Origin of the sequence: Thermaerobacter composti (assembly GCF_033582035.1) — a bacterium.
GTDB lineage: Bacteria > Bacillota > Sulfobacillia > Thermaerobacterales > Thermaerobacteraceae > Thermaerobacter > Thermaerobacter composti.
The window spans coordinates 1,813,155-1,836,572 of the sequence record NZ_CP132508.1; the positions used below are offsets into that span (position 1 = coordinate 1,813,155).

Annotated in this window: 16 protein-coding genes and 2 pseudogenes; 7 read left to right on the forward strand and 11 right to left on the reverse strand. The window is 76.2% G+C overall.

What is annotated here, in order from left to right; all coding sequences use genetic code 11:
* Positions 1 to 561 precede the first annotated feature (561 nt).
* From Q5761_RS07355 to Q5761_RS07365, 3 genes and pseudogenes are all read left to right on the forward strand, one after another.
* The gene (locus Q5761_RS07355) at positions 562 to 882 is read left to right on the forward strand and encodes a 4a-hydroxytetrahydrobiopterin dehydratase (protein ID WP_318750062.1); all 321 of its coding nucleotides are present in this window, start codon (positions 562 to 564) and stop codon (positions 880 to 882) included.
* Positions 879 to 1,355: pseudogene (locus Q5761_RS07360) on the forward strand (PaaI family thioesterase); the annotation flags it as partial. The gene Q5761_RS07355 and the pseudogene Q5761_RS07360, both read left to right, overlap by 4 nt.
* A 343-nt stretch (positions 1,356 to 1,698) precedes the next feature.
* Positions 1,699 to 3,060, forward strand: a complete 1,362-nt coding sequence (locus Q5761_RS07365; protein WP_318750063.1) for a class I SAM-dependent rRNA methyltransferase — start codon at positions 1,699 to 1,701, stop codon at positions 3,058 to 3,060.
* Between the two features lie 71 nt (positions 3,061 to 3,131).
* Here the strand turns inward: Q5761_RS07365 and Q5761_RS07370 are convergent, their stop codons facing one another.
* Complete coding sequence (locus Q5761_RS07370; RefSeq protein WP_318750064.1) at positions 3,132 to 4,088, reverse strand: TIGR01777 family oxidoreductase; 957 nt, start codon at positions 4,086 to 4,088, stop codon at positions 3,132 to 3,134.
* A 317-nt stretch (positions 4,089 to 4,405) separates the two neighbouring features.
* Here Q5761_RS07370 and Q5761_RS07375 point away from each other — a divergent pair, with 317 nt between their 5' ends.
* The 4 genes from Q5761_RS07375 to Q5761_RS07390 all read left to right on the forward strand — a co-directional run bounded on the left by Q5761_RS07375 (position 4,406) and on the right by Q5761_RS07390 (position 8,056).
* Entirely contained in the window at positions 4,406 to 5,896 is a 1,491-nt protein-coding gene (locus tag Q5761_RS07375; protein WP_318751628.1) for an MFS transporter, read from the forward strand.
* On the forward strand, positions 5,893 to 6,384 hold the full coding sequence (locus Q5761_RS07380; protein WP_318750065.1) for a DUF2089 domain-containing protein: 492 nt from the start codon (positions 5,893 to 5,895) through the stop codon (positions 6,382 to 6,384). The genes Q5761_RS07375 and Q5761_RS07380 overlap by 4 nt, the downstream gene beginning before the upstream one ends.
* A complete protein-coding gene (locus tag Q5761_RS07385) occupies positions 6,381 to 7,592 on the forward strand; it encodes a DUF4097 family beta strand repeat-containing protein (protein WP_318750066.1) in 1,212 nt (403 codons plus the stop codon). The genes Q5761_RS07380 and Q5761_RS07385 overlap by 4 nt, the downstream gene beginning before the upstream one ends.
* Before the next feature lie 98 nt (positions 7,593 to 7,690).
* A complete protein-coding gene (locus Q5761_RS07390) occupies positions 7,691 to 8,056 on the forward strand; it encodes a hypothetical protein (RefSeq protein WP_318750067.1) in 366 nt (121 codons plus the stop codon).
* Positions 8,057 to 8,132: 76 nt separating this feature from the next.
* Here Q5761_RS07390 and trpA read toward each other — a convergent pair whose 3' ends face one another.
* The 10 genes and pseudogenes from trpA to Q5761_RS07435 all read right to left on the reverse strand — a co-directional run bounded on the left by trpA (position 8,133) and on the right by Q5761_RS07435 (position 23,407).
* Complete coding sequence (gene trpA, locus Q5761_RS07395) at positions 8,133 to 9,110, reverse strand: tryptophan synthase subunit alpha (RefSeq protein WP_318750068.1); 978 nt, start codon at positions 9,108 to 9,110, stop codon at positions 8,133 to 8,135.
* A 104-nt stretch (positions 9,111 to 9,214) separates the two neighbouring features.
* A complete protein-coding gene (gene trpB, locus Q5761_RS07400) occupies positions 9,215 to 10,576 on the reverse strand; it encodes a tryptophan synthase subunit beta (RefSeq protein WP_318750069.1) in 1,362 nt (453 codons plus the stop codon).
* A 341-nt stretch (positions 10,577 to 10,917) separates the two neighbouring features.
* Positions 10,918 to 11,775, reverse strand: coding sequence for a phosphoribosylanthranilate isomerase (locus tag Q5761_RS07405; protein WP_318750070.1), 858 nt, complete (start codon positions 11,773 to 11,775; stop codon positions 10,918 to 10,920).
* Positions 11,772 to 12,695, reverse strand: a complete 924-nt coding sequence (locus Q5761_RS07410) for an indole-3-glycerol-phosphate synthase (protein WP_318750071.1) — start codon at positions 12,693 to 12,695, stop codon at positions 11,772 to 11,774. The genes Q5761_RS07405 and Q5761_RS07410 overlap by 4 nt, the downstream gene beginning before the upstream one ends.
* Positions 12,692 to 13,732, reverse strand: a complete 1,041-nt coding sequence (trpD, locus tag Q5761_RS12400) for an anthranilate phosphoribosyltransferase (protein ID WP_413084593.1) — start codon at positions 13,730 to 13,732, stop codon at positions 12,692 to 12,694. The genes Q5761_RS07410 and trpD overlap by 4 nt, the downstream gene beginning before the upstream one ends.
* Positions 13,733 to 13,990: 258 nt before the next feature.
* A pseudogene (locus Q5761_RS12405) lies at positions 13,991 to 14,560 on the reverse strand (anthranilate synthase component II); the annotation flags it as partial.
* Positions 14,557 to 16,275 carry an anthranilate synthase component I family protein gene (locus Q5761_RS07420; protein WP_318750073.1) on the reverse strand — a complete coding sequence of 573 codons (1,719 nt, stop codon included), beginning with the start codon at positions 16,273 to 16,275 and terminating at the stop codon, positions 14,557 to 14,559. The gene Q5761_RS07420 and the pseudogene Q5761_RS12405, both read right to left, overlap by 4 nt.
* Before the next feature lie 943 nt (positions 16,276 to 17,218).
* A complete protein-coding gene (locus Q5761_RS07425; RefSeq protein WP_318750074.1) occupies positions 17,219 to 18,811 on the reverse strand; it encodes a trypsin-like peptidase domain-containing protein in 1,593 nt (530 codons plus the stop codon).
* A 644-nt stretch (positions 18,812 to 19,455) separates the two neighbouring features.
* On the reverse strand, positions 19,456 to 20,718 hold the full coding sequence (locus Q5761_RS07430) for an OFA family MFS transporter (RefSeq protein WP_318750075.1): 1,263 nt from the start codon (positions 20,716 to 20,718) through the stop codon (positions 19,456 to 19,458).
* 337 nt (positions 20,719 to 21,055) lie between these two features.
* The gene (locus tag Q5761_RS07435) at positions 21,056 to 23,407 is read right to left on the reverse strand and encodes an FdhF/YdeP family oxidoreductase (RefSeq protein ID WP_318750076.1); all 2,352 of its coding nucleotides are present in this window, start codon (positions 23,405 to 23,407) and stop codon (positions 21,056 to 21,058) included.
* Positions 23,408 to 23,418: the final 11 nt, after the last annotated feature.

A 23,418-nucleotide genomic window follows, 5' to 3' on the forward strand; every position in this document is an offset into this window, starting at 1 on the left:
CGGGGCACGGAGGCCCCTGCCCCCTGCTCCCGCCCCGTCACCCCCTCCCCCACGGCGGCCCCTGCCGGCGGGCGCCCCCCGTCGCCAGGCTCCGGCGGGCCGCCAGCCGGGTCCCTTGGTGGAGGGCGGTGTGGGGCCGCCACCGGGGGCCACCTTGGTGTACCATGAGGGGGAGCGCGAGGGGCGGTCCGCGAGGGCTCCAGGCCCATCGCACCCCCGGCGGTCGGACGTGGCGGGGCCGCCCTCCCCCGGGAGAAGCGAGGCGGTCTCCCCGCGTCGGCTGGACATGGGGGTGACCGCCCGCCCAATCCGCTGTGGGGCCCACACGATCCGCGGTGGAGCCCGCCCGCTCCGCGGTGGAGCCCGTCCGCTCCGCGGTGGAGTCCGCCCGTTCGCGGTGGAACGGAGGCGGGTCGCACCCCTGTAGGCCTGGGGGAGCGGGGCCGCGGTCTGGAGGGAGGGCGGGCCGGCCGGCGCCGGCCCACCCGTCGCCGCCACGGCGGATGAGGGGACGGTCCCCTCGGGGGAGAAGGAGACGGGACCCGGCGAGGAGGCAGGAGGATGGTCCAGCGGCTGGACGAAGCGGCGATCCGACAGCGGCTGGCGGCGCTGCCGGGATGGGAGCGCACCGGCGACGCGATCCGGCGCACCTACCGGCTGGCGACCTTCCGCGATGCCGTCTTCTTCGTCAACGCGGTGGCCGCCCTGGCGGAGGGGATGAACCACCACCCCGACGTGGACATCCGCTATCGTCAGGTCACCCTGACCCTGACCACCCACAGCGCCGGCGGGCTGACGGACCGGGACTTCGAGCTGGCGGCGGCCATCGACCGGCACACCGCCCGCTGGCGGGGGGCCGGGGAGGCGGCGTCCGCCCCATGAGGGCCTGGCGGGACCGTCGGGACGCGGCCCCGGGCGCCGGGGGCGGGAATGGGGCGCCCCCCTCCATCGCCGCCGAGGGGACGCCCGGGTCGGCAGGGGCACCGGCGCGGCGGGCCGCCCCGGCGTCCCCACGGGAGGACGTGGCCGGGCCGACGGCGCCGGTCGCCGCCGGGCCGACGGTGCCGGCCGCCGCCGGGCCGACGGCGCCGGCCGCCGAACACCCCGACGACGCCATCCCCTTCCGCCGGCACGTGGGCATCCGGGTGGTGGCCGCCGCGGAGGGTCGCGCCGTGCTCGTGCTGCCCGCCCGGCCCGAGGTGGGCAACCGGTTCGGCAACGTCCACGGGGGCGCCCTGGCCACGCTGGTGGACGGCGCCATGAGCAACGCCATCCTGTCGGCGTTGCCGCGCGGTGACCGCATCGGCGGCACCATCGAGCTCTCGATCCGCTTCCTCGAACCGGCCACCGGCAGCGTCCGCGCCGAGGGGCGGGTGCTGCGCCTCGGTGGCCGCATCGCCTTCGCCCAGGCTGACTCTGGGACGAGCGCGGGCGCATGGTGGCCACGGCCCAGGGCAGCTACGCCCTGCAGCGGCGGCCTGGGGACGAACCGGCCACCCGGCACGCCCAGCCGCCCGCGCGCAGGGCCGGCGGCGGTCCCGGCGGCGAGCCGAGGGGACCCGGCCCCCGCGGCCCGACCCGCGCCGCCGTCCCGCCCGCGTCCCCCGACGTCGGGCCCCATCCGACGAACCCATGAGGCGGTGAGACCGGTGGCGGCAGCCGGCGCGCCACCGGTCGCGCCCCACGGAGGGGTTGCCCTTGTCGTCGTCGACCCGTACCACCCCACCCGCGGCACCGGATCTCCCGCGGGAACGTCGCACCGAGGTGCGGCTCAAGCCGGGGCGCGAGGCGCCCCTGCGGCGAGGCCGCCTCTGGGTCTACCGCACCGACGTCTACACGGTCAGCGACGACGCGTACGACCCCGGCGACGTGGTCCGGGTGGTCGACGCCAGGGGCCGGTTCGTCGGCAAGGGTTACATCAACCCGCGCTCGATGATCTTCGTGCGCTTGCTGACGACGGACCCCGACGAACCCATCGACCGGGCCTTCTTCCGGGGACGGCTGGAGCGGGCCCTCGCCCTGCGCCGTCGCCTCGAGGCCGCGCACCCCGACACCGACAGCTTCCGGCTGGTCTTCGCCGAGGCGGATCTCCTGCCCGGGCTGATCGTCGACCGGTTCGCCGACGTGCTGGTGGTGCAGACGCTGGCGCTGGGGATCGATCGGTGGCAGCCGGTGCTCGTCGACCTCCTGGCCGAGCTGGAGGCCCCCCGCGGGATCTACGAGCGCAACGACGTGCCGGTGCGGGAGCTGGAGGGCCTGCCCCAGAAGACCGGCTTCCTCCACGGTCGCTTCGACCCGCGGGTGACGATCCGCGAGAACGGCCTGCCCCTGGTGGTCGACGTGGCCGAGGGCCACAAGACCGGGCACTTCCTCGACCAGCGGGACAACCGGGCCGCCCTGCGGCGGTACGCGGCGGGCGCCCGGGTGCTGGACGTCTTCTGTCACACGGGCGCCTTCGCGTGCCATGCCCTGGCCTACGGGGCGCGGGAGGTGGTGGCGGTGGACGCCCACGAGGGGGCCCTGGCCCTGGCCCGCACCAACGTGGAACGGGTGCGCCGGATGCTGCGGGACCGGGGGGCGGCGGCTGCGTCCCCCGGGTCCGGCGAGGGCGGTGGGGCCGACGCCACCCGGGCTGGACGCGGACCGGGCGACGCCCCCTTCGCCGCGGCCGACCCCGAGGCCCCGGTGTCCTTCCACCACGCCAACGCCTTCGACTTCCTGCGGGCGCGGGCGGCCGACGGCGATCGCTACGACGTGGTCGTCCTCGACCCGCCGGCCTTCGCCAAGAACCGCCAGGCCCTGCCGGGTGCCTACCGCGGGTACAAGGAGATCAACCTGCGGGCCATGAAGATGCTGCCGCCCGGGGGCATCCTGGTGACCTGCTCGTGCTCCTACCCCATGACCCGCGACCTGTTCGAAGCGATGCTGCTCGATGCGGCGCGGGACGTGGGGCGCCGGGTGCGGATCCTCGAGCGGCGGGGAGCCGCACCGGACCACCCGGTGTTGCTGGGAGCCGGCGAGAGCGACTACCTCAAGTGCTACGTGCTCGAGGTCTGGTGAGGCCGTCCGCCGGCCTTGGCGCCGCGGATCCCGGACCGGCCCGGGGCGCCTAGCGGGCGACCCGGGTGCGCCTAGCGGGCGAGAAGGTCGCGCAGGGCCGGTTCGACCTCGGGGAACCGGAAGCGGAAGCCCGCCTGCTGGGCGCGCCGCGGCACCGCCCGCTGGCCGCTGAGGAGCAGGGCATCGGCCATCTCGCCCAGTGCCAGGCGCAGGGCGAAGGCCGGCGCTGGCAACCAGGACGGCCGGCCCAGCACCCGGCCGAGGCTGCGGGCGAAGTCCCGGTTCCTCACGGGGTTGGGGGCCGTGCCGTTGAAGGGGCCCTCCAGGCCCGGCCGCTCGATGAGGAAGACCAGCAGGGCCACCAGGTCGTCCAGGTGGATCCAGGGCATCCACTGCCGGCCGCTGCCCAGCGGCCCGCCGGCGCCCAGCCGGAAGGGGAGGACCAGCCGCGGCAGGGCGCCACCCTCCCGCGCCAGCACCAGCCCCGTGCGCACCAGGGCCACCCGTACGCCGGCGACCGCGGCCTTGCGGGCCTCGGCCTCCCAGGCGACGCAGACGCGGCTCAAGAAGTCGTCCCCGGCCGGGGTCGCCTCGTCGACCACCTCGTCGCCCCGGGGCCCGTAGTAGCCCACCGCCGATCCGCTGACCAGCACCGCCGGCCGGGGCTCCGCGGCCTCGATGGCCTGCACCAGGGCGCGGGTGGCCTGCAGGCGGCTCTCGCGGATCCGCTGCTTCTGGCGCGGGGTCCACCGCCCGGCGGCGATGGACGCACCCGCCAGGTTGACCACGGCCGCGGCGCCGGCGACGGCCTCCCACCAGGGCGGCCGGGGCTCGCCGGGGCCCACCGGGGCCGCCGTCCAGGCGACGTGCCGCAACCGGCCGTCGCCCACCCCGGCCCCGCCACCCCCGGCGACCCCCGAGGCCGCCGCCGACCGGGTCAGCACGATCACCTCGCGTCCTTCCCGCTGGAGCCGACGGGCCAGGGCCGACCCGATCAGGCCCGTCCCGCCCGCGATCACCACCCGCACCCTTCGTCCCCTCCTCGAACCCGTCCCCCCGCCACCGCCCGCGGGGCCGCCGTCGGCGACGCCCCGTCATGGGTGGTTCGTCGGCGGTTCGTGCTGGGGGTTCGCCGCGGGGCCAAAAGCCCCTGCCCTGGCCCCCTGCGTCGTGCGCGTGAGGCCGAACCACCCGCGGAATCGCCCAGTCCCGTCACCATTCCACGGCGATAATTAAGATTTCTAATTTGTATCTTGACATCATTAAATATAGAGTTCACGATTGTCGCGTAAGCCCATGCCCGCGAGGAGGAAGCCCTGTGACCGACACCCCCACGCACGCGCGTATGGGCGCGCCCGCACCGGCGGACGCGCCCGCCGTTGCCACGCCGACCCGCTACGAGCGCCCTCCCCATGCGGGGGCGCCATGCGGGGAGGTCCCGGCGACGCCGCCCCCACCGACCCCACCGCCCGCACCGACCCCGCCGCCCCCGCCGAGCCCTCCGCGCCCCCAAGGCCCGGCAGGCCCAGGCCCGGCCGCCCCCTCCCTCTGGCGCCATCGGCCCTTCGTCGTCCTCTGGCTGGCCCGGATCGTGTCCGTGGCCGGGGGCATGGCCAGCATGATGGCCATCCAGTGGTGGATCCTGGAGAGCTCCGGCTCCGCCCGGTGGATGGCCGGCGCCAATGCGGTGGTCACCCTGGTCATGGCCGTGGTGGGGCTGCCGGCCGGCGTCCTCGTCGACCGCTGGCATCGGGGCCGGTTCTTCCTGGCGCTGGAGATCGGCCGCGGGCTGGTGATGGCCGCCCTGGCCGTCCTGCTCTTCACCGGCCGGGCGACGATCCCGACGGTACTCGCCCTGCTGGCCCTGGATGCGGCGGGGTTGGCGCTGTTCATGCCCCTGAGCAGCGCCATCTGGCCGGAACTGGTGCCGGCGTCGCAGCTGGCGGCGGCCAACGGCCTGGTGGCCACGGGCGAGAGCATCGGGCGGATCGCCGGCCCCGCCGTGGGCGGCGTCCTGGCCAGCCGGCATCCGGGCTGGGCCGCCCTGGTGGACGCCGTCTCCTACGTCGTCTCCGCCGGGGCCATCGTGGCGGCGGGCGCCCTCGCCTGGAAGGCCCCCTCCACCAAGGCGAGCCCGGCCGGGGCGACCGGCGGCGGCCCCGCCGGCGGCCGCACCTTCGCCGCCCAGTTCCGGGAGGGATGGACGGCCGTCTTCGGGCGGCCCGACCTCGGGCCCTTCTTCATCCTGGTCTCGGTGCTCAACCTGGCCTTCAGCGCGTCCTTCGTCCTGATCCCCGTGGTCGTGCAGAGGGTGCTCCGCGGGGGGCCGGAGGCGCTGGGCTGGCTCGAGGCGTCCTTCGCCGTCGGCGCCGTGACCGGCGGGGTGCTGGCGGGAGCCGGCCGGGTGCCACGGCGGTCCCGGGCGTGGGTGCAGCTGGCCGTCCTGCAGGCGGTCCTGGGTACCGTCATCGGCTCCTGTCGCTGGCTGGGCGTCAGCCTCGTCGCCGGCTGGATCTTCGGCGTGACCAACGCCCTGGTCAACGTGGCCGCGACGACCATGCTGCAGGAGGCCGTGGCCCCGGAGCTGCGCGGGCGGGTGTTCGGCCTGCTGTATACCGTCGCCATGATCCTGCAGCCCGTGGGGCAGATGGCCGGCGGCATCCTGGCCGATCGCGTGCCCGTCCCCGCCGTCTTCGCGGCGACGACCGCCCTGACAGTGCTCGCCCTGGCCGCCGCCTGGTGGCGGGCGCCCGCGATGCGCACCCTGCTGGACCGCACCGGTTCTGGAGGCCGGGGTACGGCGCCGCAAGCCACCGGGGAGGTGAGCCTGGGGTGACGCCCCCCTTCGAGGTGCCCGCCCGCTGTCCCCATTGCGGCCACGACCTGGAGGTCCGGGAGGTGGCCTGCCCGGCCTGCGAGACCCAGATCCGCTCCCGCTACCGCCTGAGCCCGTTCGATCGGCTGGACCCGGAGCAGCGGCGCTTCGCCCTGCTGTTCCTGCGGGCGGCCGGCAACCTGCGGGAGATGGAACGGCTGCTGGGCGTGTCGTACCCGACGGTGCGCAAGAAGCTCGACGAGGTCATCGCCGTCCTCGGCGGCCCCGCCGCGGCGTCCGGCGGCGAGGGCGGGGCCGGTTCGTCCGACGGCGCCTCCCCGCGCGGAGGAACGCGGCAAGCCATCTTGGAGCGGGTGCGCCGGGGCGAGCTGACGGTCGACGAGGCGCTGGTGCTCTTGAGCCGGGTGGCTTCCGGGGAGGCCGGTCCCTCGCCCCGGGGGGCGGGACCCGTCCCCGGCCGCCCGGACGGGGGGGAGGAACCGCGATGATGGCGCAGACGACCGGCTCCTGGCCGGTGGAGGGCATCCGCCGGGTGGAGATCCACGGCGGGCGGCTGGCGGTTCGGGTCCGTCCCGGTCACCCCCTGGCCTGGGACGGGCCGGCCACCCTCGTGGCCCGGCGCGAGGGCGACGGCCTGGTCCTGCGGACCCCCCACCCCCGCCGCTGGGCCGGCTGGATCGGACCCGCCGAGACGTTGACCCTGACCCTGCCCCCCGCCGTCGAGGTGCTGGTGGTGCGCTGCACGGGGGATCTGGACCTGCGGGATCTGGACGTGGAGGCCGATCTCCACCTGCGGGCCGGCGACCTGCGGGCTTCGGGCTGTCGCGGCCGCTGGCGCATCCGCACGGGAGCCGGGGACGTCACGCTCATGGCTCAGCGAGGGGAGTTGGACGTGCAGACCGGGGCCGGCGAGGTGACGGTCCGCGGTGGACGCCTGGACCGGCTACGTATCCGCACCGGCGCAGGCGACGTGCACCTGGACGCGGAGATCGCGGTGCAGGCCGAGGTGAGCACCGGCGCCGGGTCCGTCGACCTCCGGCCCCGCAACCAGGGGTCCGCCCGCGTCCAGGCCCGGTCCGGGTTCGGCGACGTGATCCTCGACCTGACCGGCGTGCGCGGCGGGCGCGTGGAGCTGCAGACCGGCGCCGGGACGATCCACCTGCCCGGCGGCATCCACGTGGGGCGGCGGGGAGGGCTGGGCCAGCGGGTCGTCGACGCCCTGGGCCCCGGGGACGGGGCCATCGAGGTCACCACGGGAGCGGGCACCATCCGCGTGGTGGGTTACGGCGCCCAGCCCTGGGGGCAGGGCTCCGTTGCCCAGCACCCGTCCCCCGCGGCCACCCCGGGAGGTTCGGAGCGGGCTGTCGAAGGCGGCGGGGGGCCGGCCGGGGAGAGCCGCGGGGAGGGGGACGGTGGGCCCGGTGCCCCCCAGGGCGAAGACGCCGGCACGGGACGACCCGCCGGGAGCATGGCCGCACCCTATCGCCACCCGCGCCAGGTGCTGGAGGCCCTGGCCCGCGGCGAGTTGACGGTGCAAGAGGCCGACCACTGGCTCCGGGTCCTGGAATCGTCCGGCGGAGCGCCGGCCCCGGGGCAAGGCCCGGGGGCCGGGGGCCCCGAAGCGCCGCCGGACCGTCCGGAGTCCCCCCGGGACGCCGGAGGCCCCGCCGACCATGGCTCCCCTCCCCATGCATAGCCCTGGAAGCCCGTGGGCACGTTGGAACCGGCGCCCCAACGGGGGGCCGAGCCCACGCGCGCCCACCGGCGACGGTGGGGCGCCGGGAGGTGCGTCCCGTGCACGTGCTGATGTTCGACCCGGCGAGCACCACCTGGCACTACGGGTACGTCCCCGGTGCCGCCCGCACCCCCACCCAGGGGACCCTGCGGCCCGTCAGCGCCACCCTCTGGTTCGGCATCGTGCTGTCGCTCTTGCGGGGCGCCGGCTACGCCCTGCCGGCGGTCCCCGGGGGCGACACGGCGTCGGTGCTGGTGAGCTGGGACCGCGAGGGCAACGCCTCCATCTTTCCCTTGGGGAAGAACGCCGCCGACCGCTGGACGGAGCTGGGCCACGTCCTCCACCGGGTGGCCCAGGCGCTGATCGAAGACCCGGAGGCCTGGGAGACGGCGGTCATCGAGCCGGAGGGGGACGGCCAGGGTTGACCGCGATCCGGAGCACCCGCCGCCGGGTCACCGGCCGCGGACGCGGCGCCGGCCCGCCGGCGCGGCGCCACCCGGCTCAGGCGCGGTCGCCGGCGACGGCCCGCCGCAGGGTTGCGATGAAGGCGGTCGCCGCGTCCACCACGGCGCGGGTGCGGTGGTCCCCGTCGGGTGCGTCCGCATCGGTGATCCGCGCCGCCTCCTCGATGCGCTCCACCAGCGCCGATCCCACGATGACCCCGTCGGCGTGGGCGGCCAGCGCCCGGACCTGGTCCGGTCCCGAGACGCCGAAGCCGACGACCACCGGCCGCTGCCCCGCCGCCCGGACGCGGTCCAGCCACCTGGGGAGCTCCGCGGGCAGGTCCTTCCGCGCACCGGTGACGCCTGTCACCGAGACGCAGTAGACGAACCCACCGCGGCCTGCGACGGCCCGGCGCACGTGCTGGGGCGAGCTGGTCGGGGCCACCATGGGGATCAGGTGCAGGCCGGCCGCCCGAAACGCCGCCTCCACCGGCCCTCGTTCCACCAGCGGCAGGTCGGGGACGATGACGCCGTCGAAGCCCGCCGTCGCCAGGGGGGCCGGTTCGTCCAGCAGGCCGCGGGCCAGCAAGGGATTGGCATAGCTCAACAACACCACGGCACCTGCCACGCCGTCCGTCCGCAGGCCCCGCACCAGGTCCAGGACGTCCGGGAGCCGGACCCCCTGCGCCAGGGCATGCTGGGTCGACCGCTGGATGGTGGGGCCGTCGGCCAGGGGATCGGAAAAGGGCATGCCCAGCTCGACCACGTCGGCGCCGGCCTCGAACAGGGCGGGGACCAGCCGGCGCGTGGCGTGAAGGTCCGGGTGCCCCGCGGTGACGTACACGATCAGGGCGGCCCGGCCCTCGGCCCGGGCCCGGGCCAGGGCATGGTCGAGGCGGTTGTTGGGCTCGGCCACCCCGGCACCGGTGGACGCGGAGGAGGCAGGCGCCGTACCGGCTGCCCCGGCGCCGCCGGCGACCGCGTCGGCGTCCCCTGCCGCGGGGGTGGCTGCTCCGGCAGGGGCCTCGGGGCGCAAGGACCTTGGTGCTCCGGGGCTGGCGCCCCCCACCCCGGCGGGGGCGCCGGCGGCGGCTCTCCCGGATGCTCCGACGGCTGTGGGGGGCCAGGGATTTGCTGGGTTCACCGGCCTTCCTCCCTTCCCGTAGGCGCCGTGGGCGCCGGGGGCCCCGCGGGCTCGGGGTCGGCCGCGCGGCCCCGCAGCCGCGCCACCTCGGCCACGTCCTTGTCGCCTCGCCCCGACAGGCACACCACCACCACGCTGCCGGCCGGCAGCTCGGGCAGCAGCCGCCGCAGGTAGGCGATGGCGTGGGCGCTCTCCAGGGCCGGGACGATCCCCTCGGTCCGGCATAGCAGCTCGAAGGCCGCCAGCGCCTCCTCGTCCGTCACCGCCTCGTACCGCGCCCGGCCGGTCGTCTTGAGGTAGGCGTGCTCGGGCCCCACGCCGGGATAGTCGAGACCGGCGGAGACCGAGTGGGCCGGCTGCACCTGCCCGTCCTCGTCCTGCAGGAGGTAGCTCAGGGCGCCGTGCAGGATGCCCGGACGGCCCGCCGTCAGCGAGGCGGCGTGGCGCTCGCTGCTCAGGCCCTCGCCCGCCGCCTCGACGCCGATCATGGCCACCGTCGCATCGTCCACGAAGGGATGGAACAGGCCCATGGCGTTGCTGCCCCCGCCCACGCACGCCACCAGCACGTCGGGCAGGCGGCCCTCCCGCTCCAGGACCTGGGCCCGCGCCTCCCGGCCGATCACCGCCTGGAAGTCCCGGACCATGCGCGGGTAGGGGTGGGGACCCACCACCGAGCCGATGATGTAATGGGTCGTGCGCACGTGGGTCACCCAGTGGCGGATCGCCTCGTTGGTGGCGTCCTTCAGCGTGCCGGTCCCGGCCGTCACCGCCCGCACCCGGGCGCCGAGGAGCTCCATGCGGTAGACGTTGAGCCGTTGCCGCCGCATGTCCTCCGCGCCCATGAAGACCTCGCACTCCAGGCCCAGCACCGCCGCCGCGGTGGCCGTGGCCACGCCGTGCTGCCCGGCCCCCGTCTCGGCGATCACCCGCCGCTTGCCCATGCGCCGGGCCAGCAGCGCCTGGCCCAGGGCGTTGTTGATCTTGTGGGCGCCGGTGTGGTTGAGGTCCTCCCGCTTGAGGTAGACGCGGACGTGCGGGTTGCCGCAGGCCGCCGCCAGCCGATCCGCCCGGTAGAGGGGGGTGGGCCGGCCGCAGAACTCGCGCAAATACCCGTCCAGCTCCGCGCGGAAGGCGGGATCGGCCATCGCCTCCTCGTAGGCCTGCGCCAGCTCCTCGAGGGCCGGGATCACCGTCTCCGGGACGAACCGGCCCCCGAAGGGGCCGAAGTAGCCCCGCGCGTCGGGGACGGCGGCGCCAGTGGGCGCATCGCCCCCCTGCGCTCCCGGGCCGCCGGGGACCGTCCTCGCCGCCTGGCCCACCGGCGACCGCCCCCGCGTCTCCACGTCTTGCCTCGCCATGGCCTCTCCCTCGCTCCCTGTCGGACCGCCGCGGCGTCAACGCCCCGCCGGCCGCCGCGGCGCGCGTCCGGCCCGCCGCCGGATCCCGTCGCTTGGCGCCGCGGGCCCCGTCCACCGCCCGGGCCCCGGCGCGCCCCCGTCGATGCGCCTGGCATCCCGCGGCATCCGGTTCCTCGGCCCGGGGACGCGCCAGCGACACGCCAGGTGCGCCGGGCCAATGGGTCGATGCGCCGGTCGATGCGCTGGTCGATGCGCCGGAGGTACCGCGGCTCGCGGTTCGCCGACCTCGCCTGCCTCCCGCCGCACCCCGCGGAGCGACGTCCCGCGGGGCCCCCACGCGCTCACCCGCCCGCGGGCGGGGGGACGCAGGCATCCCCGCCTCGCGCCCGCGGACCCGCCCCGACCCCGCCGGCAAGCGATCCGTCCCGGGATGCCCCCGATCCCGCCGCGACGCCTCCCCCCGTCCGGGGCGCCGCCGCCCGCGCCGCCGCGACGAAGCGGGCGATCCGCTCGGGATCCTTGACGCCCCGGGCCCGCTCGACGCCGCTGGAGACGTCGACCCCCCAGGGCCGTACGACGCGGATCGCCTCGGCGACGTTGCCCGGATCGAGGCCCCCGGCCAGGATCACCGGACGGCGGCGGGCGAGGCGCGCCGCCGCCGCCCAGTCGGCGAGCCGTCCCGTCCCGCCGCGGCGGCCGGGCGCGGCGGCGTCCACCAGGACCCGGTCGGCGCGGGTGGTCAGGGCGAGGGCCGGAAGCGGCGCGGCGGTGCCATGGTCCGCGACCCCTGGCCGCGGGACGGGCACGGCCCGGATGACGCCAAACCCCCGTTCCTGCAAGGCCGCCACCACCGACTCCGGCTCATCCCCGTGCAGCTGGATGTGGGTGAGGCCGACGTGGCGCGCGACGGCCACCATCTCGGTCACCGGCGCGTCGACGAACACGCCCACGCTCGCCGGAGCCCGCGCGCCCCCATCCCCGTCTCCCCTCGCCACCCTGCCGCGCACCGCCGCGACGATCCGCGCCGCGCCGTCGGGGTCGATCCGCCGGGGACTCGGCGCGAAGACGAAGCCGAGGGCATCGGCACCCGCCTCGACCGCCGCGAACGCGGCCTCGGCGTCGCGGATGCCGCAGATCTTGATCCACACGGGGCCCGCGTCCGCGGGGCGGCCGGGCGTGCCCTCTCCCAGCGGCGTCACCGCGCCGCACCCCCTCCGGCCGCCGTCAGTTCGCGCAACCAGCGGGCGGGGTCGCCGCTGCGCATCAGCGCCTCCCCGACCAGGACCGCATCGGCGCCGAGGGCATGGAGCTCCATGGCCCGCTGCGGGGTGCCGATGCCGCTGGCCGCCACCCGCACCACCTCCGGGGGCAGGAGGGGCGCCAGGGCGGCGAACCGGCCGGGATCGATGGCGAAGGTGTCCAGGTCGCGGTGGTTCACGCCGATCAGCCGCGCCCCGGCGGCCAGGGCCGCCTCCACGTCCCGGCGGTCGTTGACCTCCACCAGCGGGTCGAGGCCCAGCTCCTCGGCCGACCGCACCAGCCGCCCCAGCTCCCGCCGCGGCACGATGCGGGCGATCAGCAGCACCGCGTCCGCCCCCGCCAACACGGCCTCCAGGAGCTGGTATCGGCTGAGGACGAAGTCCTTCTGCAGCACCGGCCGCCCCAGCGGCCGCACCCGGCCCAGGTCCGCCGCGTCGCCGTGGAAGTGGTCGGGCTCGGTCACGACGCTCAGGGCCACCGCGCCGCCGGCCACGTAGGCCCGCGCCTGGCGCACCGGGTCGAACCGGCCCCCGCCGGCGGGGGCCAGCCGCCCGGCGGCGGGGGAGGCCCGCTTGATCTCGGCGATGACCGGCGGCGTGGGCCGGCGGCGTCCGCCCTGCAACACCGCCGTCAGGCTGCGCCGCGGCTCGCGGGCCAGGACCTGCTCCACGGCCCGCTCCAGCGCCGCCTCCGGCCGGCGGGCCTGGCGCTCGGCCAGGCGCCGCTGCACGCTGGCGACGATGGCCGCCAGCCGGCCCGCCCCGTGGGCACCCGCGGCGATCCGTCCGGCGCCTCCCGCCGCCGCTCCGGCCGCGCCGGCGGCTCCCGTCCGCAGCGACCCGTGGGCCCGCCCGGTCATCCTGCCACCTCCCCCGCCGCCTCCGGCGCCAGCTCCTGCGTCCGCCGCACCCATGCCTGCAGCTTGGCCAGGGCCGCCCCGCTGTCGATGGTGCGGGCCGCCACCGCCACCCCCTCCCGCAGGTCCGCCACCCGGCCGGCCGCCAGCAGCGCCCCGGCGGCGTTGAGCAACACCGCATCCCGGTAGGCGCCGGGCCGTCCCTCCAGGACCTGGCGGGCGATGGCGGCGTTGTGCGCGGGGTCCCCGCCGGCGATGGCCTCCAGCGGGTAGACCGGCAGGCCGGCGTCGGCCGGCTCGACCCGTCCCAGGGTCACCGAGCCGCCTTCCACCCGGGCCACCACCGTCGGGCCGCAGACGGACATCTCGTCCAGGCCGGGGGCCCCGTGGACCACCAGGGCCCGCTCCACGCCGAGGTCCACCAGCACCCGCGCCACCGGCTCCACCAGTTCCGCGGCGTAGACCCCGAGCAGCTGGTAGCGGGCGCCGGCCGGGTTCGTCAGGGGACCGAGCAGGTTGAAGATGGTCCGCACCCCCAGCTCCCGCCGCGGCCCGGCGGCGTGGCGCATGGCCCCGTGCAGGCGCGGCGCGAAGAGGAAGGCGATGCCCACCTCGTCCAGGCACCGTCCCAGGGCCGCGGCATCGAGGTCGAGCCGCACCCCCAGGGCCTCCAGCACGTCGGCGCTGCCGCAGCGGCTGGAGACGGAGCGGTTGCCGTGCTTGGCGACGGGCACGCCCGCCGCCGCGACGACGACGGCGGCCACCGTGGAGATGTTGAAGGTGTGCCGGCCGTCCCCGCCGGTGCCGCAGGTGTCCATGACCCCCTGGCGGCGGGTGCGGACGGGCGTGGCATGCCGCCGCATGGCGCGGGCCGACCCGGCGATCTCCGCCGGGGTCTCCCCCTTCATGCGCAACGCGACCAGGTAGCCGGCCACCTGGGCGGGCGTCGCCGCACCGGACATGATGACGTCCATGGCGGCCTCGGCCTCGGCCGCGGTCAGGTCGCGCCCGGCGAGGACCTTGGCCAGCGCCGCCTGCAAGGCGTTGCGGGCGGGCGCCGACGGCGCGGGTGCAGCCGACCGGGCCTGGCCGCCCGGGGAGGCCGGCGGCGGTCCGCCTGCGGAACCCGGCAGCGGTCCGCCCGGGGGACCCGGCGGCGTCGACCCCGGCCCCGTGGCCTCGCCGACCGATGGCATGGTCTCCATGGGCATCCCCTCCTTGGCTCGTGGCGGCGTGCCCGGCCCTCCGCGGCGGCGCGGCCGCTCAAGCCGCACCGCCCGGGCCAGGCTGAGGAACCTCGCCAGGATGGGCCGCCCCAGGGGCGTGAGCACCGACTCGGGGTGGAACTGCAGCCCGAAGAGCGGGCGCTTTCGGTGGCGGATCCCCATGACCAGCCCGTCCTCGGTCCAGGCGCAGATCTCGAGCTCGGGCGGCAGGGAGGCCCGTTCCACCACCAGGGAGTGGTACCGGCCCGCCTCCAGCGGCGAGGGGAGGCCGGCCAACACCCCCGTCCCGTCGTGGTAGACCGTCCAGGCCATGCCGTGCACGGGCTCGGGCCCCCGCACCACCCGGGCCCCCAGGGCGGCGGCGATGGCCTGGTGGCCCAGGCAGACGCCCAGCAGGGGCCGTCCCGGGTCCAGCCGCCGCACGACCTCCACCGAGCAGCCCGCCTCCGCGGGGGTGCAGGGGCCCGGGGACAGCACCACGGCGTCGGGATCGCGGTCCTCGACCCCGGTGGCGTCGATGGCGTCGTTGCGGAAGACCTCGACCTCCGCACCCAGCTCGGCCAGGAGCTGGACGAGGTTGTAGGTGAAGGAGTCGTAGTTGTCGATCACCAGCACGCGCAGGCCCTCGCCGGGTCCCTTCACGCCGTCCGCCCCCCCTCGCCGGAAGCCCCTGCCCGGGTCGGACCCGCCGCGGCCGTGGGCGCGGCCCCGCCCGGCTCCGGCGCCCGGCTTGCGCGTCCCTCGAGCGTCCCCGCCCCCGGCTCCACCACCTGGGCCGCCCAGGCATCGCCCGGCGTCGCGCCGGGATCCGGGGCGATGGCCTCGGCGCCGGCCCCGCCGGCCGCGCCCGCGCTGACGGCCGGCGCGGCGGCCAGGCCCGTCAGCGCCACCTCCAGGGCGCGCAGGCCGGCCCGCGCCTTGGCCTCGGTCTCCGCCCACTCCGCCTCGGGCCGGGAGCCGGCCACCACGCCTGCGCCCACCTGCAACAGGCCCCGCCCGCGGTGCAGGACCAGGGTGCGGATGGCGATGCACATGTCCAGGTCGCCGTCGTAGCCCAGGTAGCCCACGGCGCCGCCGTACGGTCCCCGCGCCACGGGCTCCAGCTCGTCGATGATCTCCATCGCCCGCACCTTGGGCGCGCCGGTCAGGGTCCCGGCCGGGAAGCAGGCGGCCAGGGCATCCACCGCGTCGCGGCCCTCCGCCAGCTCGCCGGTGACGTCCGAGGCCATGTGCATCACGTGGGAGTAGCGCTCGACGTACATCAGGCGCTCCACCCGCACGGTGCCCGGCCGGCACACCCGCCCCAGGTCGTTGCGGCCGAGGTCGACCAGCATGGTGTGTTCCGCCCGCTCCTTCGGGTCCGCCACCAGCTCCCGCTCGAGCTCGCGATCCTCGGCCTCGGTGGCCCCCCGGCGGCGGGTCCCGGCCAGCGGCCGCGTCAGGGCGCGCCGCCCCTCGACCCGGACCAGCAGCTCGGGGGAGGCCCCGAGCAGCGTGGTCTCCCGGTCGAACCGCAGGAAGAACATGTAGGGGGACGGCGAGACCACCCGCAGGGCGCGGTAGAGGTCGAGGTCCGACGGAGCGCCCGGGCCGCCCGGCCAGGGGAACTCCAGGCGCCGGGACAGCACCACCTGGAAGACGTCGCCGGCGCGGATGTACGCCTGGGCCTGGCGGACGGCGGCCAGGAAGGCGTCCCGGTCCACGTTGCTGCGCACCGCCAGCCGAGGGCCGAACCCGCCGCCGGCCCCGGCCCCGCCGCCGGTCTCCCCCAGCAGCAGGGGCGACCGCGGCGGCAGGGGCTCGGCGAGCCGTTGCAGGGCGACCTCCAGCCGGCGCGATGCGGCCCGGCGGGGATCGCCTGCCGCGGGCAGCAGCGGCGCGATCAGCCGCAGCCGGTGGGTCCGATGGTCCAGGGCGGCCAGCAGGGCGCACTCCATGAACCGAGCCACGGGCAACAGCGGCTCCGCCGGCGGGCGACCCGGCAGGCGCTCGAGGAAGCGCACGGCATCGTAGGCCACGTACCCCACCGCTCCGCCCGCGAACCGGGGCCCCACCCGCAGCGACCGGCGGGGGACGAACCGGCGCAGGGCGGCGAACGGGTCGGCGGGGCCCGGCACCACGTCCACCACCGCCGAGCCGGGTTCGTCCCGGTGGTAGACGGCCGAGCCCGCTCCGGTGCAGATCAGCTCCCGGAGCAGCATCGCCCCCACGTAGGAGAACCGCCCGGAGCGCTCGCCGCCACCGAGGCTCTCCAGGATGAAGCCGGGGCCGTCGCCGGCCAGCCGCCGGAACAGGGTCACGGGGGTCTCCTGGTCCAGGGCCAGCTCGACGACCATGGCACCGAGGACGCCCTGCATGGCGACCGCCTCCCTTCGGCTTCCGTCACCGCCAGCGGCGGGGTGGGACCGTCCGCAAGAAGCGCACGGCGCCTTCCGTCCGGGGACGGAAGGCGCCGTTCCGCGGTGCCACCCCAATTAGGCCCACCGCCGCAAACAAAAAACCCCTTCGCCTTCGGGGCGAAAGGGGGGACTTCCGCGGTGCCACCCGACTTAGGCCGGTGGGCCTCACTCGTTCGGGTACGGGCGCAAGGCCGATACCCTCCCCCGGATCACGGTGGGGGCTCCGGCAGGGCCTACTGGCCGTCGCACCGTCCCCTCCGGGCGCCCCGCGACCCCGCCCGATCGGTTGGGGATTCCCTCGACCCGGCTGGACCCGGGATCCGCGCCGCTGAACCCGGGACCGGGGATCCCCGTCGGCTCCCCCGCGGGGTGGGAGCCCTCTTGGTGCCCCCTGGCCGGGGGACGGACGGAGGACGGCGTTCGGCCTGCGGCTTGCGGGTCCATTCAGCGTGCCCTCTGGCGGACCGGCCTCGCACCCTCCCGGACGAACCGGGCCGCCGGCTCGCTGGCCGCCGGTACACGCCTACTCGTCCCGCGCATCGCCTTTCCCGCGTTGGGCTGTTGCCACGGATTCTAAGCCGGCATACGACCGCTGTCAACGGGGCGGGGGCTCGCGGGGCCGGGGGCTCGCGGGGCGGGGCTTCGACCAGCGAGCCCACCGAACCGCACCCTAGGCCGCCGCCGCGAAGCGGGCGGCGGATCGCCCGCCGCACCGAGCCATGACGCCGGCGCGGCCATGACGCCGGCGCGGCGGACGCTGCTCCCGCGGCGGCCGCCGAGGGGGCCGCAGTTCGCACCGCCTGCCCGGGGCATGACGGCAGAGCGGCGAACGCTGGTCCGGCCGCGACCACCAGGCGGGCGGCGGATCGCGCCGCTTCCCCGGCCCTGCCGTGCACCGGCTTCACGGACCGCGCCGCTCGTCGGGGAACGCCCCCAACACCACCGGCACCTGCAGGTCCCGGCCGTCGCGGTTGATGTGGAGGGTGACCCGATCGCCCACCCGCTTCTGGTCGAGGTATCCCACCAGTTCCGGGACGTCCCGCACCGGCTGTCCGTCGACGGCGACGATGACGTCGCCGCCCATGGGGACCAGCGCGCCGTTCACCCGAACGTACCGCGCCGGCTGCAGCCCCGCCCGGTCGGCCGGCCCGCCGGGCACCACCTCCACCACCTGCACGCCGTGGTCGACCGCCAGGCCGCGCTGGCGATGGCTGTCGGGGTCGACGGCCAGGCCGCCGATGCCGAGCCAGGGGTGCTGCACCGTCCCGCCGGCCAGGAACAGGTCCATCTCGCGCTTCAGGATGTTGATCGGCACCGCGAAGCCGATGCCGATGGAGCCGGGCGACGGCGAGGTCGACAGGATCGCCGTGTTGATGCCGATCACCTCGCCGCGGGCGTTGACCAGCGCTCCCCCGGAGTTGCCGGGGTTGATGGGCGCGTCGGTCTGGATCACCTCGCGGATGATGCGGCCGTTGGGCGCCTCCAGGTAATTGCGGTGCAGCCCGCTGATGACGCCCGTCGTCGCCGTCTTCGGCAGCCCGAAGGGGTAGCCCACCGCCATGACCGGCTCGCCCACCTTGAGGGCGTCGGAGTCGCCCAGCCGCGCTGGTCGCACCCGGTCGGGGGGAAGGTCCGCCTGCAACAGCGCCAGGTCGTGGCTGGGGTCCTGGGCCACCAGGCGCGCCTCGACCTGGGTGCCGTCGTCGAGGACGACGAGGAGCTGGGAGGCACCTTCCACCACGTGGAAGTTCGTGACCACGTGGCCCTGCTCGTCGATCACGACCCCCGACCCCGAGCTCTCCTCCTCCACGATGCCGAGCCAGGGGTTGATGCCCCGGGCCGTGCGCACCACGCGGACGACGGAGGGGGCGACCCGCTCGTAGACCGCGGAGAAGTCGACCACGGTGCCGCCGGCCGCGATGGGCGGCGAGGCGCTGGGCGGCGCCTCTGCGGCCTCCCTCCCCGTCCCCGTCGGCGAGCCGCCGGTCCCCACGCCGCGGTCCGGCGCCAGCGCCAAGGGGCCCGCCGTCACCGCATAGAGGACCAGTCCGCCACCCAGCAGCCCTCCCAAGAGGGCCGTGGCCAGCCGCGACCACCACGCATGCCGCCCCGCGGGGCCGGCGGGCCCGCCCGGGGACGCGGCCCCGTAGCCGCCGTCCTGCCCGTACCCGCCCGGTCCGTCGCCCCCCGGGCCGCCACCGGCAGCCCCGCCGTGGTGACCGGCGCCGGCGGCGCCGGTGGGCCCCGCCGGATCGGCGCCCGGCGGTGAAGCCGGTGGAGCCCACGGGGTCCCCCTTCCCGCGGGACCCTCGGCGGCCGCCATCCGCAGCGGGCCGCCGTCCCGGCGGCCTGCGGGGGCGTGGGCCGCCTGCGCGGAGGCCGCGCGGACGACGCCCCCGCCGATGGCGTCGCCGCCGGGGACCGGCGCGGGATCGTCATGGAGGTCGTCAACTGGGGCGAGCCCGCGCCCGCTGCCGGGCGCGGGCTCGAACACCACCCACCCGCCGTCCGGACCGTCGGACGCCGGGCGCGGGCGCGGGGCGACCCGATCCCATCGGCCCTCCCTCCCCGCGGGTCCGCCGGGCGGGTCCCCGGAGGGCCCAGGGCGTGCCGAGGGCCCGAGGCCAGCGGAAGGCTCCGAGCCTGCGGAGGGTTCAGTGCCCGCGCAGGGTCCGGCGCCACCGGACGCATCGATGCGGTCGTCCTTGCCCATGGCCTTCGACCCCTTCCACCATCCGCCTCGCGTCGGCGATCCGCGGTGGGGGCGCGGGCGGGGCGAAGTCGCCGGCCGCCGTCGCGGCCGCTCCCCGCGCCCGGCGCCCTGGGGCCGGGACGCGGCGGTCCCGGCCGTCGGCGTCGGCATCCACGCCCTCGCGCCGTGTCCCGTACCGGGTCCATTGTAACCCCGCGGGGTTCGTTGCCTGTGACGAAGGCGTCGCGATCCTGTAAACGTTCTGTAAACTCGTGCCGTCGACCCCTGGCGTCTGCCGGGCGGAAGCCAGGCGGACGGCCGTCGGTCCACGGCGCCCGGGGACACCGCCCGGGATCCGCGCGACAGACGGCGGGGGCGGCCCGGCACGGCCGGGCCGCCCCCGCTCGCACGGACCCCCGGCGCGGGCGGCGTGGGCGGCGCGGGCGTCAGTCCCCCGACGCGGCCGCCGTCCCCGCCGCCGCCCGTCGCGCCGCGGCGGGCGGTCGCGCCACCAGCGGCAGCAGCAGCGCCACCAGCATCGTGACGGCGATCACGTACAGGGCGGTGGTGTAGGTACCCGTCACCTCCCGCACCCGGGCGATCATCAGCGGACTCGGGATGGCGCCGAGACCCCACGCGAGCAGCATGATGCCGTAGATGCTGCCCGCGTACCGCGGGCCGAAGTAGTCGGCGCTCCAGGACGGCATCGTGCCGAAGCCGCCGCCGTAGCAGAGGGCGATCAGCGCGGTGGCGGCGACGAAGAGCCAGGGCGTCTCGAGGGAGGGCAGGAGCGCGAACAGCGCCGCCTGCAGCGCGAACATGGTGAGGAACACGGCCCGCCGACCGATGTAGTCCGAGAGCGCCGCCCAGAACATCCGGCCCAGGGCGTTGAAGATCGAGATCGTCCCGACCACGACGGCCGCCGCCTGCGTCTCCGTCATGCCGACGAGCTCCTGCCCCATGGGGGACGCCTGGGAGATGATCATGATGCCGGCCGAGACGTTGAGGAAGAGGATGACGAACAGCACCCAGAACTGCCAGGTGCGCAGCGCCTCCTGCACCGTGAAGTCGCGGGACGCCCGGGCGGCCTGCTGCCGCGCCGAGGGCTGCCAGCCCGGCGGCGCCCATCCCTCGGGCGGGTTGCGGAAGAACTGGGCGGCCGCCACCACGACCACCAGGTACACCAGGCCCAGGGTGAAGAAGGTCGGGGCGATGCCCCGCGTCTCGAGGCTCGCCGCGGCGTAGGGGCTCATGACCAGGGCCCCCGCGCCGTACCCGGCCACCGCCAGTCCGGTGATCAAGCCGCGCAGGTCGGGGAACCACTTGACCAGGGTCGCCACCGGCACGATGTAGCCCATCCCCATGCCCAGGCCGCCGACCACCCCGTACCAGAGGTACAGCTCCCCCAGGCTGTCGGCGGTGCCCGTCAGGGTGTAGCCCAACCCGTAGACGACGCCCGCCACGGTGGCCACCAGCCGCGGCCCGCGCCGGTCCATCAGCAGGCCGCCGATGATGGTCCCCACGCCGAGGAAGGCGATGGACAGGGTGAAGGCCAGGGTCACCTGGGACCGGGTCCACCCGAAGGCCTCCATCAACGGTCGGACGTAGACGCTCCATCCGTATACGGCGCCCAGGCAGAGCTGCATCAGGATGGCGGCCACCACCATGACCCAGCGGTTGGGCACCCGTTCGTCCGCCGCCGTCGCCATGGCACACCCCTCCCTCCCGTCCCCCATGGGACGAAGGCCGCGTCCCCACCCGCCCCGGGACCCGCTGCGCCGGGCCCCGTCCACCGGCACGGGCGCCACGGCCGCAGGTGCCGAGCCTGCGCCCACCGCCACCGGGTCCCCGCTGGCCCCGCGGCGGGGCCCCGGGTTGACGCGCCCGGTCGCGAGACCAACGCCACCCCGCCCCGAAACCGCAGCCGGCCCCGGGCCCTCCAGCCGATGGCGACCGACGTGGTGCGGGAGAGGCCACGGAATCGCACCGCCCTGCACCGGACCCGCGGCGCCGGGCCCCCGGCCGCCGCGGCGCGCCGGCGGCCCGTCACGGGGCCGCCGGCGCGCCGTGGGCCGGCTCGGCCACGGTCGCCGGCTCCCGCAGCGGGATGAGCTCGCAGATGGCGTTGTAGTCGGGCTCGCCGCAGTAGGGGTCGCACACCCCCGTCGGGATCAGCACGTTCCCCTCCGGCCAGTGGACCTGCAGGTTCCCCGGCCGGATGCGGCTGATCCGCACCCGCCCCCGGTACTCGCCGTGGTCGGAGCGCAGCAGCACCGGGTCGCCGTCCTTGAGCCCCAGGCGCTCGGCGTCCTCCCGCGCGATGAAGACGTCGTCCCGGCGCGCCCCGGTCAGGGGGTCGACGTCGTCCCACACCATGCTGTTGAACTGCTTGCCCCGCCGCGTGCCGACGCGGAACTTGCCCTCCGGCACGTCCTGCTCGGGCAGTTGCGCCACCACGAAGTGGGCCTTGCCGTCGGGCGTGTTGAAGCGGTTCCCCGCACAGAGCAGCGGCCCGCCCCACTGGAACTGGTCGCCCTTCCGCCTGAGGTGCTGGATGCCGTCGTACAGCGGGACGGTCCGGGCGATGTCCTCCCGGATCTGGTGGGTGTTCTCGTAGCGGATCAGGTGCGCCCGCTCGGGGTCCACCCGCTCGGCGATGCGCACGGGGATCTCCCACTCGGGCCGCGCCTCGCCGATGCGCCGGCCGGGGATCTCCGGGCTGAAGATCACCCGCCGCTCGGTGGAGGTCTGGGTGACGCCGCCCGGCGTCTCGTAGCGCGTCGCCGCGGGCAGGATCACGTTGAGCTCCCCGGGCTCGAGCAGCATCATCGGGTTGATCACGATGTCCTGGAAGATCTTGACCGGCACCCGCTCCAGGGCCGCCCGCACGTAGGCCGGGTCGGGCAGCGTCTCGAGGAAGTTGCCGCCGGCGGAGTACAGCACGTCGATCTCGCCGCGGTACATGGCGTCGATGGCGGCGGTCGCCGTCAGGCCGGGCTTCGCCGGCACCTCGAAGCCCCAGATGGCCTTCATCGCCGCCATCGTCGCCGGATCGCCCACCGGCCGTCCCATGCCGTAGGTGTTGGGCACGGCCCCCATCTCCGCGCCGCCCTGGACGCCCGAGTGGCCGCGGATGGGCATCAGACCGCAGTGGGGCTTGCCGATGCGCCCCAGCGCCAGGGCGAGGTTCGAGATGGCGAACACGTTGTGGGTGCCGTGCCGGTGCTGGGTCACCCCCATGCTCCAGACGGTGATGGAGGTGCGGGCGGAGGCGTAGAGCTCGGCGAACCGCCGCATCGCCGCCGCCGGCGCGCCGGCCGATCGCTCCAGTTCCTCCCACGACAGCTCGCGCAGGAAGGCGGCCAGCTCCGCGAAGCCCGCGGTGTGCTCCCGGATGAAGGCGTGATCGAGGCGGTCCGTCTCGATCAGGTGCTTCAGCGCCCCGTTGAAGAAGGCCACGTCGCCGCCCTGGTTGATCTGGAAGAACTCGTCCATGATCCGGGTGCCGAAGAGGGCGCTCTCCACGCTGGACGGGACCCAGTAGCGCTCCAGGCCCTCCTCCCTGTACGGGTTGACCACGGCCACTCGCGTGCCGGCCTTCTTCGCCTCGTAGAGGTACTTGGTCGTCACGGGCTGGTTGTTGGCCAGGTTCGTCCCGACCAACACGATCAGGTCGCAGCCGATCCAGTCCTTGTATGACACCGTGGTGGCGCCGTAGCCGATGGTCTTGGCCAGGGCCGAGGTGCTGGGCGCGTGGCAGATGCGGGCGGCGTTGTCGATGTTGTTGGTGCCCAGGAACCGTGCCACCTTCTGGAAGGCGAAATAGGCCTCGTTGGGCATGCCCCGCGAGGTCATGTAGAAGAACAGGCGATCGGGATCGCGGGCCACCGTCGCCCGGATGCGCTCCGCCACCAGGTCCAGGACCTCGTCCCACGAGACCCGGCGGTAGCCCGGCTCGCCCTTGCGCCAGACCATGGGATAGGGCAGCCGGCCCAGCTCCCGCAGCTCGCGGCTGGTCTCGCGGCGCAGGGCACCCGGGTCTTCCAGGATCCGCGGGTCCACCGCCGGCATGGTGTTGAGCCGCAGCATCTTCAGGCGGATGGTGCACAGGTGGATGCCGTCGATGGTCCAGTCGCGCATCCCCGTGGTGCCCAGCGAGCAGCCGTCGCAGCAGCCGTCCCGCAGGATGCGCCAGGCGTAGCCCAGCTGGTCGCGGTTCTCCCAGATGGTCTTCAGGATCTCCTTGTAGTGGTTGGGCCGCTGCTCGCCCAGACCGTACGGTCGCAGCCCCGCCCAGTGCCGCGGGTCGAACCGGCGCCGCCGCGGCGCCGCGCCCCCACCGGGCCCGGCGGCCGGACCCGAGGCCCCATCGGTCGACCGCTGCAGTTCGGCGGCCATGCCGCTCCCTC